This is a genomic window from Caldibacillus debilis DSM 16016, from assembly GCF_000383875.1.
In the GTDB taxonomy this organism is placed as follows: domain Bacteria; phylum Bacillota; class Bacilli; order Bacillales; family Caldibacillaceae; genus Caldibacillus; species Caldibacillus debilis.
This window is the reverse complement of sequence record NZ_KB912884.1, coordinates 1-13,412: the sequence shown is the minus strand read 5'-3', so window position 1 is coordinate 13,412 and position 13,412 is coordinate 1. Positions and strand designations below refer to the sequence as shown.

The following is a 13,412-nucleotide window of genomic DNA, read 5'->3' as shown; positions in this document are numbered from 1 at the left end:
CTTTCGTTTACTAGATTTTATGAAAAATGAGAGATGAGTATGCGAAAAAAGAAGGAAGGTTTAAAAGATTCGAGAAAGATCATCCGCCGGCCACTTTTCCGTATCTTCCCCCGCCGCCGGCTGCAATCGGGAGCTCTCCCCGCCGCGCCTTCAGAATAAAGGAAACCGTCCGTTCCGGAAGGACCTCCAGCAGTTCCTCCTCCCGGGCGTCATGCAAAACGGCCATTTCCGTATGGAAGCGTTCCAACAATTTTTCCAGGGTCTTCGCGCCGATTCCCGGCAAAAACTCCAAAGGCACCTGGTGGATATAAGGGGGCCTCGCGGGCCTTTCCCCGGCGTCGGACAGCTCCCGGATCCGGTCGCTGACGCCGGGGATGATCTTGTCGGAACCGCAGCGGGGGCATCTGCCCGAAGGGGCGGAGGGTTGGAGGCAGGAGGCGCAGACGGTCCGGTAATATTTTCCCAGCAGCGGGTTCAGGCCGTAATTGGCCAAAATCCTCCTTCCCCCCTGCCCTTTGATCGCCTTCACCGTCTCGGAAAAACTTAAGGAAGCGACGGCAAGGGCCTGGTATTCCCTGGCGATCTTCCCGAGGGAATGGGCGTCGGAGTTGGACAAAAAGGGATAGCGGTGCAGCTGTTTCAGACCGTCGGCCATGGCGGTGTCGGAACTGAGGCCCAGCTCTACGGCGTCGACGGCGTCCGGGTCGAAAACTTCCGCCAGATTTTTCTCAACCCCTTTGCCGAACAGGCTTTTGAACGGGGTGAACACGTGGGCGGGGATGAACAGCCCGTCCAGTTCCTTGACCGTCCGTTGCAATTGTCTGCCCGTCGCCCGAATTTTTTGCGAGCTCAAATGGATGTTCTTTACCTGCCCCGAAAGCCATTCGGAAAACTGCTTCATCCTTTCCAATGTCGGGAAATAGCATAAGGCGTGGATCGGGCCGCGGGAAAAGCGGTCATGGACCTCCACCTCGCTCCCGGGGATGAGCAAAATCTTTTCCTCGAATAGCAGCCCGCCCTCTCCCCGTTCGATCAACTGCCCCCGTTCCATCAGCTCCCCGATTTCCGCAATCACTTCCGGGGAATGGCAGTCGATGACGCCGACGATGTCGATCCCTTTCCGGTTTTTGGCCGTATGCAAAATATTCGTCAGCGTCAACGTTTTGGCGCCGGTGATCTTCACCGGCCGGCCCGTCTTCGTCCGGCCGATGTGGATATGGAGATCGGCGAATTTCCGTTCCATCTATTTCCCCGTCTCCCGCAAAGCTTTCCAGTATTGCCAGGCGTAAATCGTCTTTGCGTCCATGATCTCGCCCTTCTTTACCAGGTTTTCCGCTTCCTCGAAGGTGACCTCCAGCAGGTCGAGGAATTCGTCCTCGTCGAGATGCCGCCCTTCCGCTTTCGTCAGCCCTTCCGCCAAATAAATATGGAGGATTTCGTCGCAAAATCCGGGCGAAGTGTAAAAGGAGACGAGATGGGTCAGCTTCGCGCAAACATATCCCGTTTCTTCCTCCAGTTCCCTCCGGGCGCATGCTTCCGGCTGTTCGCCCCGATCGATTTTTCCGGCCGGGATTTCCACCAGCGCCCGGTTCAGAGGTTTCCGGTACTGCCGGACCATGACCATTTTGCCTTCGTCGGTAAAGGCGATGACGGCAACCGCCCCCGGATGCTCGACGATCTCCCTCGTGCTCGTCTTTCCGTCGGGCAGCGAAACTTCATCCAAGTGGACGGTAATCACCCGCCCTTCAAAGATCGTCTTCCGGTTTAATGTCTTTTCTTCGTAGGTTTCCATCCTTTTCACTCCCGTTTTTCAGATCCGTACCCAAGCAGGCTGCCTAAAACCATTTATACCACTTCGGAGGGAAAAAGTCTAAAGGGGAAAAGGAGAGGCCTCTTTTTCCGCCGCATGGCCCCCTTGATGGTTCGGCTCCGGACGGAGCCTCGGCCAAACCATCAACAGTCCCTCCGGCCGCCTTCGGTCGGAGGCAATATGCCGAAAAACTACTTCCCGCCGCAATTTTTCCGGAAAAGCGCCCGCCCCTTTCCGCCGGATTTTGCCCGTTCCTCCTTGTTTTCCAGGCGAGCCAAAGATTAAAATAAAGATCAAAGGGAGGCGAAGAGGATGGAAAAGCGAAGATTGGGCCATTCCGACCTTTATCCGACGAAACTGGGGCTCGGATGCATGTCGCTCGGAACCGACGAAAAAAGGGCGAGATCGATCATCGAAACCGCCTTGGAACTCGGGATCAACTATTTTGACACCGCCGACCTGTACGATTACGGCGTGAACGAAACGATCGTCGGCAAGGCGCTGAAGCCGGTCCGCGACAAGGTGATCATCGCCACGAAGGTGGGAAACCGCTGGCAGGAAGGAAAAGCGGGCTGGTATTGGGATCCGTCGAAAAAATACATCAAAGAAGCGGTAAAACAAAGCCTGCGGCGGCTCGGCACGGACTATATCGACCTCTATCAGCTCCACGGCGGGACGATGGACGATCCGATTGACGAAACGATCGAAGCCTTCGAAGAATTGGCCGACGAAGGCGTCATCCGCTATTACGGCATCTCCTCCATCCGCCCGACGGTCATCCGGGAATATTTGCGGAAATCCCGCATCGTCTCCGTCATGATGCAGTACAGCATCCTCGACCGGCGGCCGGAGGAACAAGCGATTCCGATGCTGAAAGAAAAAGGGGTCAGCCTGATCGTCCGCGGGGCGCTGGCGAAAGGCCTGTTGACCGACAGGTATGCCGAAAAGCTCAGCCAGGCGAAGGAAAGCGGTTACCTCGATTATTCCTATCCCGAACTGGAAAAATTGCTCCCCGAACTGCAAAGGAAACTCGGGGAAAACCGGAGCTTCACCGCGGCGAGCCTCCATTTCGTCTGGGCGAACCCGGTGACAGGGACGGCCGTCGTCGGGGCGAGTTCCCCGGAACAGCTTCGGGAGAACGTAAAAGCGGCGGAAGAACCGCCGTTGACCGAAGAAGAATACGCCTTTATAAGGAAGAGGACGAAGGCGAATATCTACGGCCTGCACCGCATCGAATCCTGAAAACTCCCGAAGGCCGGAGCGAATTTTTGAAAAAAGGATGGTAGGGATGAACAATCTGCCCCGATCGGTGACGATCATTGAAGTCGGTCCGCGGGACGGCCTGCAAAACGAAAAGGGGTTCGTTCCGACGGAAAGGAAGGTCGCTTTTATTCTTGCCTTGAAAAGGGCGGGCTTCCGGGAGATGGAAGTCACGTCCTTCGTTTCGCCCAAATGGGTGCCGCAAATGAAGGACGCCGGGGAAGTTGTGGAAGCGGTGATTTCCGAGGGGGACCCTGTCCGGAACTTGATTTTGGTCCCGAACCGGAAGGGCGTGGAGCGCTTCCGGAAGACGAAGGCGAAGGCCGCCGCCTTCTTCGTCGGGGTGAGCGACACCTTCAACCAAAAGAACATCAACCGGACGACGGAAGAAAGCCTTCATGAACTGGCGCCGTTAATCAAGGATTTGAAAGCGGAGGGCTGCTTCATCCGGGTCTGCCTTTCCACCGCCTTCTACTGCCCCTTTGAAGGAAGGGTGCCGGAGGAAAAAACGGTCCAGCTCGCCGAGGCCTTCGCCGCCCTCGGCGCCGATGAACTGAGCGTGGCGGACACGATCGGCATGGCTTCTCCCGACGAATCCTATTCCCTGTTCAAAAAATTGAAGGAACGCTTTCCCGACCTGCTGTTGACCGCCCATTTCCACGATACGCGGAAGATGGGGCTCGCGAATATTCTGGCGGCCTTGCAGGCGGGCATCGACCGTTTCGACGCCTCGGCCGGCGGGCTTGGCGGCTGCCCCTTCGCCCCCGGCGCCTCGGGAAACGTGGCAACGGAGGACGTGGTGTACATGTTGGAACGGATGGGGATCCGGACGAACATCGACCGGGAAAAATTGGCGGAGGCCGTGGATGGGATCGCCCCCTTCCTCAGCCGCCCCGTCGAATCGGCCGATTACCGGTTGCGAAGGGGCGGCTGAAAGGAATCCGGCGGCCCCGCGTTTTCCCGTTTTGAAGCGAGGCGGGAACCATTTTTTCAGGGGAATTACCGATGTCGGGCGGTTCCGCTTTTTCTGGGGCCCCCCTTTTCCGGTTTTCCGCCGAAGGAAGGATTTGCCGGCAGCCCTCCCCCTTTCGCCGATATCTGTTTCTCAAGGGTTGGCCGCCCGCCGGCCGGAAATCGGTTCCTCCGTTTCCTCCGGATCGGTTCAAGGGTCCGATTCCGTTCATCGCCGAAACAGGCGGGCGATTTTTCCTCGAACCCCGGGAAAAGCCCGGTCTGATTTCCCTGTTTGGGCGAAAAAATCGCGGAACGAACGGAGGAACGTGCCAAAAGGCATGTTTTGAGCCATTGGTCCCTTCTATTCGGGCAAAATTAAAGAGGAAAACCCGTCAGCGGGTTTTCCTCCGGTAGTAGCGGAGAAGGTGAGATTCGAACTCACGCGGCGGTGATGACCGCCCTAGCGCATTTCGAGTGCGCCCCCTTCAGCCACTTGGGTACTTCTCCATGTCCTATTCGCGTCAGCGGTAATTATTATACAATAATTTTTGGTTTTTGTCTTCATCTTTTTTTCTTTTCACGGATTTTTTTTAAAAAATCATATTAGAAAGGATGAATCCGATGGCAAAGGCGCAAATCCAAGTCAACGATAACGGACCTCTGCGGGTCTCGGGAGAAGTGGAACTGGTGGACGCGGAAGGAAAGGTTTTTGCCACAAAGCCCGTATTTTACCTTTGCCGCTGCGGCAAATCCGGAAACAAACCTTTTTGCGACGGCACCCATAAAAAAGAAGGTTTTCAATCCGCCGTCCGGGTAGAAGAAAGGGAATAATCCTTTGTCGCAAAATTAAATTCCCGTTTCGGGAAGCGGACGCAGCACGCCCGGGAAATCCTGCGGCGGATAAGGGCTTGGGAATCCCGCAGTGGATGAGGACTCGGAAATCCGGCGGCCGGACGGAGGCTTTTCTCCCCTGCCGTCCGGTGTTCCGCCACCCAGCCGGGCGGCCCGGATCCGCTCCATCTCCCATTATTCCCAATCGATTCCCGCGATTTTTTCCCGCTCCAACACAATGGTTTTCCCCTCCGCTTCCAGCTCAATGGTGCGGGCGAGGGGGTCGGACCGGCGCACAACTCCGGTCAGCATTTCATACCGCCGGTTCCGGAAATAATTCACGCGAACCTTCCTCCGGGACCCGACGGCCTGGGAGAGAATCCCGTCCCATTCTTCCCGGGCCTGTTCATCGGCCGTTTTTTCTTCCTCCCATTTTTCTTCCTCGGCCCACTCCCGCAACATTTTCACATGTTCCGGAAGCATCATCGCCGACCATTTGATCCTGCCGCGGTCGCGAATCATCGGAATCCTTCCCTTCCGTAAAATGGCTCGTCATCATATCCGCCGGTCAGTCGCCGGTCATCGCTTTTTCTTCGGCTCCTGCGCGGTCCGTCACGATTTATGCCCGCCGATCAGCCCGGCGCGGATCCGCCCCGTTCCGGCCTCCGTGTAGGACACGGCCCGGAGCAGCGATCCGGAACCGTATTTCCGGCGGATGCGGTCCATGGCATACCCGAGCTGCCTTCTTTTCCAGCGGTTCGGATCGAACAGATCCAGCTGCATGAACTGATCGGGAACCACATTGGAAAGGGTGACGGAGATCTGCCTGACGGTTTTCCCGCTGTAATTCTCCTTGAAAAGCCCGAGACAAACGTGGTACAAGTCCGCCGTCACGTTCGTCGGCCCCCCGACCGTCCGCGCGCGGTGAAACCCGCCTCCGCCTTCATCGGCGCTGTATCCGATGCCGAGGCTTATCGTCCTTCCGGCCATCCCGTGCTCTCTCGCCCGCCGCGCTACCTCTTCGCACATTTCCAGAATCACGCAGCGAATCTCCTCTTCCTTTTTGTAATCCCGCAGGAGGATTTGGCTTCTTCCGAAGCTGATCTGTCCTTCCATGATCGGAGCGCCGATCTCCGACAAATCGACGCCCCAGGCGTGGTAGTACAGCTGATTGCCGATGATGCCGAATTTTTCCTCCAGTTTCTTCAAATCGTAATTGGCAAGCTGACCGACAGAGAAAATGCCGAGGTTATTCAACCGTCTTTCCAGCCGGCTGCCGATCCCCCACATCTCCCGAAGCGGTGCGACCGGCCACAATTTTTTCGGCACATCCTCATAAGTCCACAGGGCGATCCCCGTTTTTTTCGCCTCCAAATCGAGGGCCAGCTTGGCCATCAGCATGTTCGGGCCGATGCCGATCGAACAGGGAAGCTGAAACTCCCGCTCCAGTTCATCCTTGATTTGTTCCGCCACCGCATAAGCTTCTCCCCAGAGCCGGGCCGTTCCGTCCAGCTGAAGGAAACTTTCGTCGACGCTGTAAACATGGATCGCCTCCTTCGGCACGTAGCGGTGGAACAGCCGGGTAATTTCCATGGATACCCGCATATAAACGGACATCTTCGGCTCGACGATGCGGATGCGCGGATCTTTGGGGATTTCATACAGCCGGGAACCGGTTTTTATGCCGAAGTCCTTTTTCAGCCTCGGCGTGGCCGCCAGAACGACGCTTCCCATCCTTTGTTCGTCCCCGACGACGGCCAGGTAGCATTCGCGCGGATCGAGGCCTTCCATGACGGCCGCGCAACTTGCATAAAAGCTTTTCATGTCGATGCATAAAATGCGCTTTTGCGGCATTCGTTCGTAATTCACGGGGGGCTGCGCTTCACGGAAATTGGCCATTTTCCTCACCCGAAAGCAAACATATGTTCGGTTTTATTTTATTCATATTTTAAATAACTATGTTAAATATTTCAATTAGAAGTTTATGGAATCCCTGTCAAAAGCTTTCCCGCCATGGCAAAGAACAATTTGAAAAATCGGCAGCAAACCGCCGCAAATGAAAAGAAAAGGGGAGATACGCGGAGATGGGAAGAAACAGTTCCTTTGGGAAGGGAAAATATTGACAAAAAAGCTGAAGGCCGTCCGCAAAAGGCCGCTTTGCCGGCCCTCGGGACAGCCCCCATGATCGGAAAACGCGTTTCAAGCCGCCGGCTATTTTTTATAAAAGGCCTTCTTTCCGACCCTTTCCACGAGGGAAGGAAAGAGGGCGTAGAGCTTGGCGGCGAGATTCATGGGAACGGGGATGTTGATCTCCCGGGTGTCCGTCAACATCCGGCCGACGATTTTTTCGGCCACCTTCTCGGCGGGAACAATCCACCGGCCCAAATTGGCCACGTAGGTTCCGGACGGATCCGCCGTCTGAAAAAAGCGGGTAGCCATCGGACCGGGATTGACGGCGGTCACGAACACGCCGGTTCCTTTCACTTCCATCCGCAGGCTGTCGGTAAAGCTTAAAACGGCGCTCTTCGTCGCGGCGTAAACCCCGGCCTTCGGCGTGGCGATTTTCCCCGCTTGGGAGGCGATGTTGATGATGTGGCCGCTTCTTTGTTTCAGCATCGCCGGAAGAACGAATTTGGTCAACGCCATCAGGGCGAAGACGTTGACGGCAAACATGTTTTCCGCTTCTTCCATCGTGATGTCCTGGGTCGTCTTAAAAAGGCCGAACCCGGCATTATTGACCAAACAATCGACGGTTTCCGTTTCCCGTTCGATTTTTGGAAAAAGGGCTTCGATTTCCTCCCGGCGGGCGAGGTCCGCGGCATAAGCCGAGACGGAGACGGAAAACCGGTCCCCAAGCTCTCTTTTCATCCGCTCGAGTTTTTCCCCGTTTCTTGCGATTAAAACGAGACGCGCCCCGCTTTCGGCGCAGCGGACGGCGATCTGTTCCCCGAGGCCGCCGGTCGCTCCCGTAATGATCACCGTTTTCCCCCGCAAACGATCGTTCATTTTCCTATCCTCCCCCGGTAAAGACAGTTTTCGCAGGCTGCCGTACGCCTGCGCAGACGAAAAGCTCCCGAAAAGGACGATCGGCCCGCAAACGGCCGGTTGAAACGGAAGGCGGCAGGAACCCGCAAAAGCCGGCATCCGGCGGCGGAACCCTTGCCGTCCGCCCCCGAAAACCGGCCAACGCCCGGGATTTTTCCCCGCTTTTTTTGGAAATCAAACGGCTGCCCGGAAATATTTCTCTCCCTTTTCTCCTTCCTCGACGCGGATGGCCCCGATGGATTGCAAATAATCGAGCTGCCCCACGGTTTCCGACATGGTTAAGCCCAATTCCCGTTCGTAGGCCTGCGGGAAAAGGTTTTTGCATATTTCAAACCCGGTCAAAGCCCGGTCTTCCAGCATCTCCTTCACATGCATCGCCCGTTCGTGCTGGCGCAAAATCCGCCGGTCGATCAAGGCGTGGACGTGGCGCACTTCCTGGCCGTGTCCGCTGAAAACAAGCCGGACCGGGTACCCTTTGATTTTTTTCAGCGAGGCATTGTACTGGAGCTGGGGTTTCGGGCGTTCCGCGCCCCGGGAGACAGGCGGTTCCAGCATCGGGTTGGAAGAGATGGTCGCGAGAATATGGTCGCCCCCGATCAGCACCCCTTCCTTTTCGTTCCACAAGCTGATATGGCTTTGGGCGTGGCCGGGGGTTTCGATGACAAACCAGCCGGGTAGGCCGTCCACTTCCATCCCTTCCGCCAGCGTCCCGTCCAGCGGGCGGTTTCCGGCAAAGTCCAGCGTCTTTTCCATCCTCCGCAAATTTCCCATCAGTTCCGGGGGAACGGACAGCGCTTCAAACAGCCCGCGATAAAAATCGCGATACTCCTGCAAAAAGCTTTCATCGCGGACCAGCCACCGCTGGCAAAGGGTGTGGCCGTACACTTTCGCCTGAGGCAAAAAATCCACCAGTCCGGTATGATCCGGGTGATGGTGGGTCAGAACGACCTGTTCGATGTCTTCGGGCTTTAAACGGAGGCTGCCCAATTCTTCCGTGAACCTTTGCCAGGCCGCTTCCGTTTTCACCCCGGCATCGATCAGCGTGAGCGCCTCCCCTTTTACGACATAAACATTCACATCGCCGACGGGAAAGGGCGTCGGCAAGGAGATCTTCGCGATGTTACCGCACCATTCCGCCATATGCATTCCCCTAACTTTATATCCAATGTCAAAATCTTCTTCCTAAATTATTACTTTATCATAGAAAAACAAATACCGAAAGTTTCCAGGCTCCGAGCGGCGCCGGGGCCGTTTGCCGACGGGCTGCGGCGGCAGCCTCGTCCAGCCATTCGCCATTGCAGGCGGCTCCCCTTTCCCGTTCATACATGGCGCATCCGGAAGATGTTTCTCAAATGTTTTCTGACAGCCCATGGACATCGGCGGGCAAGCAAATGGAGAATTCCCGGTATCCGTTCGTCCGCCTCCTCCTGCAAACCAACGTTTGCCATCAGTGCCCTGATTTTGGACAAACCGCAAACGGATGTTGGACAACGGGAGGAATGATGGACATTTTTCCCGTGATGATGGACGTTTTTTCCCGAATGACGGTTCTTTTTTCCATGCCGGACAAATTTCTTCCCATGTTGAACAAAAATGTGAAAATGATGGCCCAACCGTTGAACATGCCGGACATTCCCGCGGGACGCCGGAAGGTTTTTGCCGAATCCCTTCCCGCAGGCAAAGGAGAACAAGCGTCCCCCATCCCCTTCCGTTCTCCCGGGAAATCCGGCGCTTTTTGAAAAAAGTTTGGCTGAAGAAATCAGATCGTTTGAACCGAGCGGAAGCAATGTTATAATTACCATCAGATTCCATGTGCCGAAGGAGGTCAACATGATGGCAGTCAAGTTATTCGAACCGTATACGGTCAAAAACGTCACCTTTCCCAACCGGATCGTGATGAGCCCGATGTGCATGTACTCCTGCTTCGAGGAAGACGGAAAACCCGGCGATTTCCACTTTACCCACTACACCTCGCGGGCCGTCGGAAAGGTGGGGCTCATTATTTTGGAAGCCACCGGCGTGCTTCCGGAGGGAAGGATCAGCGACCGGGATTTGGGCATTTGGAGCGATGCCCATATCGAAGGTTTGGCGAAGCTCGTATCGGCCATCAAACAATACGGGGCCAAGGCCGGCATCCAGCTGGCCCATGCCGGAAGGAAGGCCAGGGTGAAAAACGGCGACATTTTCGCGCCTTCTCCCCTCCGTTTTTCCGATGAATACAAGCTTCCGAAGGAAATGACAAGAGACGACATCCGGCGGACCGTCAAAGCCTTTAAAGATGCGGCGGAACGGGCGAAAAAAAGCGGATTTGACGTGATCGAGATCCACGCCGCCCACGGATATTTAATCAATCAGTTTCTATCCCCGCTGACGAATCAGCGGAAGGACGCCTACGGAGGAACGTCGGAAAACCGGTGCCGGCTGCTGTTCGAAATCATCGGGGAAGTAAAAACCGTTTGGGACGGGCCGCTGTTCGTCCGCATCTCCGCCTCCGACCACCATGCGGGAGGCCTTGTGGCCGATGATTATGTGGAAATCGCGAAACAGCTGAAAAAATTGGGCGTCGACCTGATCGACGTCAGTTCGGGGGGCGTCGTTCCGGACGCGCAATTCCGCGTTTATCCCGGCTACCAAGTTCCTTTTGCGGAAAAGATCAAAAGGGAAGCGGATATCCCCGTCGGAGCCGTCGGCCTCATCACTTCTCCCCTCCAGGCGGAAGAAATTTTGCAAAACGGCCGGGCGGATCTCATCTTTTTGGGTAGGGAACTGCTGCGGAACCCCTATTGGCCGTACCATGCCGCAAAGGAATTGGGCCATCCGCTTGAGGCCCCCGAACAATACAGGCGCGGCTGGATTTGAGTCATAAACGAAACCCCGATCGCGGAGGAAGAAAGGGCGCAACCCTCTTTCATCCTTCCGCATCGGGGTTTTTCCGCATCTGTCCGCCGCTTCCCGGAATGAGCCCGTACCGTTACAGCTTGACCGTCATGCCGCCGTCAATAACCATTTCTTCTCCCGTGATGAACGAGGAATCGTCGGAAGCCAAAAACAGGCAGGCTTTGGCCACTTCTTCAGGTTTTCCGATTCTGCCGAGGGGATAATTTTCTCCCAATTTCTCGACATCCGTTTTGGCCTGCTCCGCTCCGTATTCCGCCATGGCCGTATGGATATAGGCGGGATGGACGGAATTAATGCGGACGTTAAACGGGCCGTATTCGACCGCCGCATCCTTGGTCATGATCCGCACCGCTCCCTTGCTCGCCCCGTACAGGCAATGCCCGGCGGCGCCGCCCAGTCCGGCGACCGAGCTTAAATTGATGACCGATCCTTTCCGGTTTTTGGCCATAATCGGCAAGACATGTTTCATGCCCAAAAATACGCCTGTGACATTGATGCCCATCAGCCAATTCCATTTTTCCAAGGTCGTTTCCGCCAGGGGACAAATATAATAGACGCCGGCGTTATTCACCAAGATGTCGATCGTCCCGTACTTTTCCATCGTTTCGTTGACGACCCGGATCCATTCGTCTTCCTTGGAAACGTCATGGCGGATAAACAGGGCTTCGCCGGAATGGCCGTTTATGCTTTTTGCCGCTTCCATTCCTTCCTTTTCCTTAATGTCCGTTAAAACCACCTTCGCCCCTTCCTTGGCGAACAATTCGGCGACCGCCCTTCCGATCCCGACCGCAGCACCGGTGACGATGGCCACTTTCCCTTGCAATTTCATCCTTTTTCCTCCTTCACCAACATTTTTATTTTCATCCCGTGAACCGGAATTAAACACGGGAGAATTTCCGTCCGATTCTTTTGGTCAATATCCTTAAAGGGTTTGGCGAACATTGCCGTCCGCAAGTCTTTCCGATTCTGTTGGTCAACATATGTCCCTTTAGGACATTTTTTGTCCCTATTATCCAAAAAAATTTATTCTCTATTTTTACTATAAAAACAACGGGAGAAAAAGTAAATAGATTAGTGAAATAGTTCACAAAATTTTCGCCATTCTTTCGCCGGCAATGAAAAAGGAAAATCGACGGATTTTAAAACTTCTTTCCGAAAAAAAAAGAAACCCTTCGCGCAAACAAGGGCCTTCTTCGCAAAATCCGGGAAAGATCCGGCGGGCATCGCGGCCGGCCAAAAAGGAGCATCGTTCCTTTGCCCCGTGATAAAAACCGGACCGGCTTTTCAATGCCGGTCCTTTTTTACCGGGATGAGGATTTTTTTAAAATCCTTGGCGACCGTCGAATTCGGAAAGATTTCCTTCGCTTCCCTTTCCAAAAGGGGATTGTCTTTCAATTCGTACCTGGAACTGATATGGGTTAAACACAGCGCCTTCGCGTTGGCTTTTTTGGCGATCTCCGCCGCCTGCCGGGTCGTGGAATGAAAATATTCGGCGGCCAGGCTTTCCGCTTTTTTTTCAAAGGTCGCTTCGTGGATGACCAGGTCGGCATCCTTGGCCAAGGCCACCCCGTTTTCACAGGGGCGGGTATCCCCCAAAATGGCCACGATCCTCCCCTTTTTGGGCGGGCCGATAAATTCGGAGCAATCGAGAACCCTTCCGTCGTCCAGCCGGACGGTCGGCTCCGATTTGATCCGCTTGTAAATCGGTCCCGGCTGAATGCCCAACGCCATCAGCTTGTCGACCAAGAGCGTGCCCGGCTGGTCTTTTTCGACAATGCGGTAGCCGAAGGTTAAAACGGCATGATCCAGCCTTTTCGCCTCCACGATGAACTGGTCGTCCTCGTAAACGGTTCCTTCCCCGATCTCGACGACGGAAAGATCATACTTCAGGCGGGTGGAACTGACGGAAAGGGAGGTCTCGATAAAGGAACGGATCCCCGGCGGGCCGTAGACCGTAAGCGGCTCTTCCCCTCCCAAAAAGGAACGGCTGCCGAGCAGCCCCGGCAATCCGAAAATATGGTCTCCGTGCAAATGGGTGATGAAGATTTTCTCGATCTTCCGCGGTTTCAGCGACGTGTGCAGCAATTGATGCTGTGTCCCTTCGCCGCAGTCAAAAAGCCAAATGGCTCCCTTGGACAAAATTTTCAAGGCGATGGATGTCACGTTTCTCTGCTTCGCGGGCATACCGGCCCCCGTTCCAAGAAAGACGATTTCCAATTCTGAACTCCTCCAATTCCTGAATCCCGTCGGCATGTGCCGTCAATCAATACTATTATCAATGTTTTCCGTCCTTTTTTCAACTTGCCGAAAAAAGAGGTATGTGTCAAGATTTTCTCGGGATGGTTATCAGATCAATAATTCAGGCGCCCTCATTTTGTACACCACAACTAATGTTTTTGCCAGTTCCTGTAAATCGATTCCGGAAGTGTCAGTAATGTTGGCCATTATGGATGACCTTCCGCAATCTTCCTACGGCACTTGAATTGCACGTGTATACCGCGATCGATCCGTGCCGCACCCCGACTGATGGCCGGGTTCTCTCATGCAATATTGCGCTCATCTTTACGATTTTCCGGGCTTCCCGCTGTTTTCGGACGCTCCTTTGTCTGTCTTT

12 protein-coding genes and 1 tRNA gene are annotated in these 13,412 nt (G+C 55.0%); 4 read left to right on the top strand and 9 right to left on the bottom strand.

The features are described from left to right. Window positions 1-79: 79 nt before the first annotated feature. Together A3EQ_RS0107030 and A3EQ_RS0107025 are read right to left on the bottom strand one after the other, a co-directional pair. The gene (locus A3EQ_RS0107030; protein ID WP_020154475.1) at window positions 80-1,243 is read right to left on the bottom strand and encodes an endonuclease Q family protein; all 1,164 of its coding nucleotides are present in this window, start codon (window positions 1,241-1,243) and stop codon (window positions 80-82) included. Continuing rightward, window positions 1,244-1,792 carry an NUDIX hydrolase gene (locus A3EQ_RS0107025; RefSeq protein WP_020154474.1) on the bottom strand — a complete coding sequence of 183 codons (549 nt, stop codon included), beginning with the start codon at window positions 1,790-1,792 and terminating at the stop codon, window positions 1,244-1,246. It lies immediately after the preceding gene. 330 nt (window positions 1,793-2,122) lie between these two features. Here A3EQ_RS0107025 and A3EQ_RS0107015 point away from each other — a divergent pair, with 330 nt between their 5' ends. Both A3EQ_RS0107015 and A3EQ_RS0107010 read left to right on the top strand, forming a co-directional pair. Then, a complete protein-coding gene (locus tag A3EQ_RS0107015; RefSeq protein WP_026499804.1) occupies window positions 2,123-3,052 on the top strand; it encodes an aldo/keto reductase in 930 nt (309 codons plus the stop codon). A 46-nt stretch (window positions 3,053-3,098) separates the two neighbouring features. Beyond that, entirely contained in the window at window positions 3,099-4,004 is a 906-nt protein-coding gene (locus tag A3EQ_RS0107010) for a hydroxymethylglutaryl-CoA lyase (protein ID WP_020154471.1), read from the top strand. Between the two features lie 437 nt (window positions 4,005-4,441). Here A3EQ_RS0107010 and A3EQ_RS0107000 read toward each other — a convergent pair. After that, a tRNA-Ser gene (locus A3EQ_RS0107000) sits at window positions 4,442-4,531 on the bottom strand. A 114-nt stretch (window positions 4,532-4,645) separates the two neighbouring features. Between A3EQ_RS0107000 and A3EQ_RS0106995 the strand changes: the two genes are divergently transcribed. Further along, the gene (locus A3EQ_RS0106995) at window positions 4,646-4,855 is read left to right on the top strand and encodes a CDGSH iron-sulfur domain-containing protein (RefSeq protein WP_020154469.1); all 210 of its coding nucleotides are present in this window, start codon (window positions 4,646-4,648) and stop codon (window positions 4,853-4,855) included. 195 nt (window positions 4,856-5,050) lie between these two features. On the opposite strand, the gene A3EQ_RS20760 is transcribed toward A3EQ_RS0106995, so the two are convergent. From A3EQ_RS20760 to A3EQ_RS0106965, 4 genes are all read right to left on the bottom strand, one after another. Continuing rightward, window positions 5,051-5,377: a YolD-like family protein gene (locus A3EQ_RS20760; RefSeq protein WP_020154468.1), complete on the bottom strand. Its 327-nt coding sequence runs from the start codon at window positions 5,375-5,377 to the stop codon at window positions 5,051-5,053. A 90-nt stretch (window positions 5,378-5,467) separates the two neighbouring features. After that, window positions 5,468-6,754: a Y-family DNA polymerase gene (locus tag A3EQ_RS0106985; RefSeq protein ID WP_020154467.1), complete on the bottom strand. Its 1,287-nt coding sequence runs from the start codon at window positions 6,752-6,754 to the stop codon at window positions 5,468-5,470. A gap of 312 nt (window positions 6,755-7,066) precedes the next feature. Continuing rightward, entirely contained in the window at window positions 7,067-7,861 is a 795-nt protein-coding gene (locus A3EQ_RS0106975) for an SDR family NAD(P)-dependent oxidoreductase (protein WP_020154465.1), read from the bottom strand. Between the two features lie 213 nt (window positions 7,862-8,074). Continuing rightward, window positions 8,075-9,040, bottom strand: coding sequence for an MBL fold metallo-hydrolase (locus A3EQ_RS0106965; RefSeq protein ID WP_020154463.1), 966 nt, complete (start codon window positions 9,038-9,040; stop codon window positions 8,075-8,077). Between the two features lie 693 nt (window positions 9,041-9,733). Here A3EQ_RS0106965 and namA point away from each other — a divergent pair. Further along, window positions 9,734-10,759, top strand: coding sequence for an NADPH dehydrogenase NamA (gene namA, locus A3EQ_RS0106955; RefSeq protein ID WP_020154461.1), 1,026 nt, complete (start codon window positions 9,734-9,736; stop codon window positions 10,757-10,759). Window positions 10,760-10,871: 112 nt separating this feature from the next. On the opposite strand, the gene A3EQ_RS0106950 is transcribed toward namA, so the two are convergent. Further along, window positions 10,872-11,627 (bottom strand): SDR family NAD(P)-dependent oxidoreductase, encoded by a 756-nt coding sequence (locus A3EQ_RS0106950; protein ID WP_020154460.1) that lies wholly within the window; start codon window positions 11,625-11,627, stop codon window positions 10,872-10,874. A gap of 455 nt (window positions 11,628-12,082) precedes the next feature. Next, on the bottom strand, window positions 12,083-13,015 hold the full coding sequence (rnz, locus tag A3EQ_RS0106935) for a ribonuclease Z (RefSeq protein ID WP_020154457.1): 933 nt from the start codon (window positions 13,013-13,015) through the stop codon (window positions 12,083-12,085). Window positions 13,016-13,412: the final 397 nt, after the last annotated feature.

Bases quoted from the DNA above. Each gene is read 5' to 3' on its own strand.
- A3EQ_RS0107030 (WP_020154475.1), bottom strand. From the start codon at position 1,243: ATGGAACGGAAATTCGCCGATCTCCATATCCACATCGGCCGGACGAAG.
- A3EQ_RS0107025 (WP_020154474.1), bottom strand. From the start codon at position 1,792: ATGGAAACCTACGAAGAAAAGACATTAAACCGGAAGACGATCTTTGAA.
- A3EQ_RS0107015 (WP_026499804.1), top strand. From the start codon at position 2,123: ATGGAAAAGCGAAGATTGGGCCATTCCGACCTTTATCCGACGAAACTG.
- A3EQ_RS0107010 (WP_020154471.1), top strand. From the start codon at position 3,099: ATGAACAATCTGCCCCGATCGGTGACGATCATTGAAGTCGGTCCGCGG.
- A3EQ_RS0106995 (WP_020154469.1), top strand. From the start codon at position 4,646: ATGGCAAAGGCGCAAATCCAAGTCAACGATAACGGACCTCTGCGGGTC.
- A3EQ_RS20760 (WP_020154468.1), bottom strand. From the start codon at position 5,377: ATGATTCGCGACCGCGGCAGGATCAAATGGTCGGCGATGATGCTTCCG.
- A3EQ_RS0106985 (WP_020154467.1), bottom strand. From the start codon at position 6,754: ATGGCCAATTTCCGTGAAGCGCAGCCCCCCGTGAATTACGAACGAATG.
- A3EQ_RS0106975 (WP_020154465.1), bottom strand. From the start codon at position 7,861: ATGAACGATCGTTTGCGGGGGAAAACGGTGATCATTACGGGAGCGACC.
- A3EQ_RS0106965 (WP_020154463.1), bottom strand. From the start codon at position 9,040: ATGGCGGAATGGTGCGGTAACATCGCGAAGATCTCCTTGCCGACGCCC.
- namA (WP_020154461.1), top strand. From the start codon at position 9,734: ATGGCAGTCAAGTTATTCGAACCGTATACGGTCAAAAACGTCACCTTT.
- A3EQ_RS0106950 (WP_020154460.1), bottom strand. From the start codon at position 11,627: ATGAAATTGCAAGGGAAAGTGGCCATCGTCACCGGTGCTGCGGTCGGG.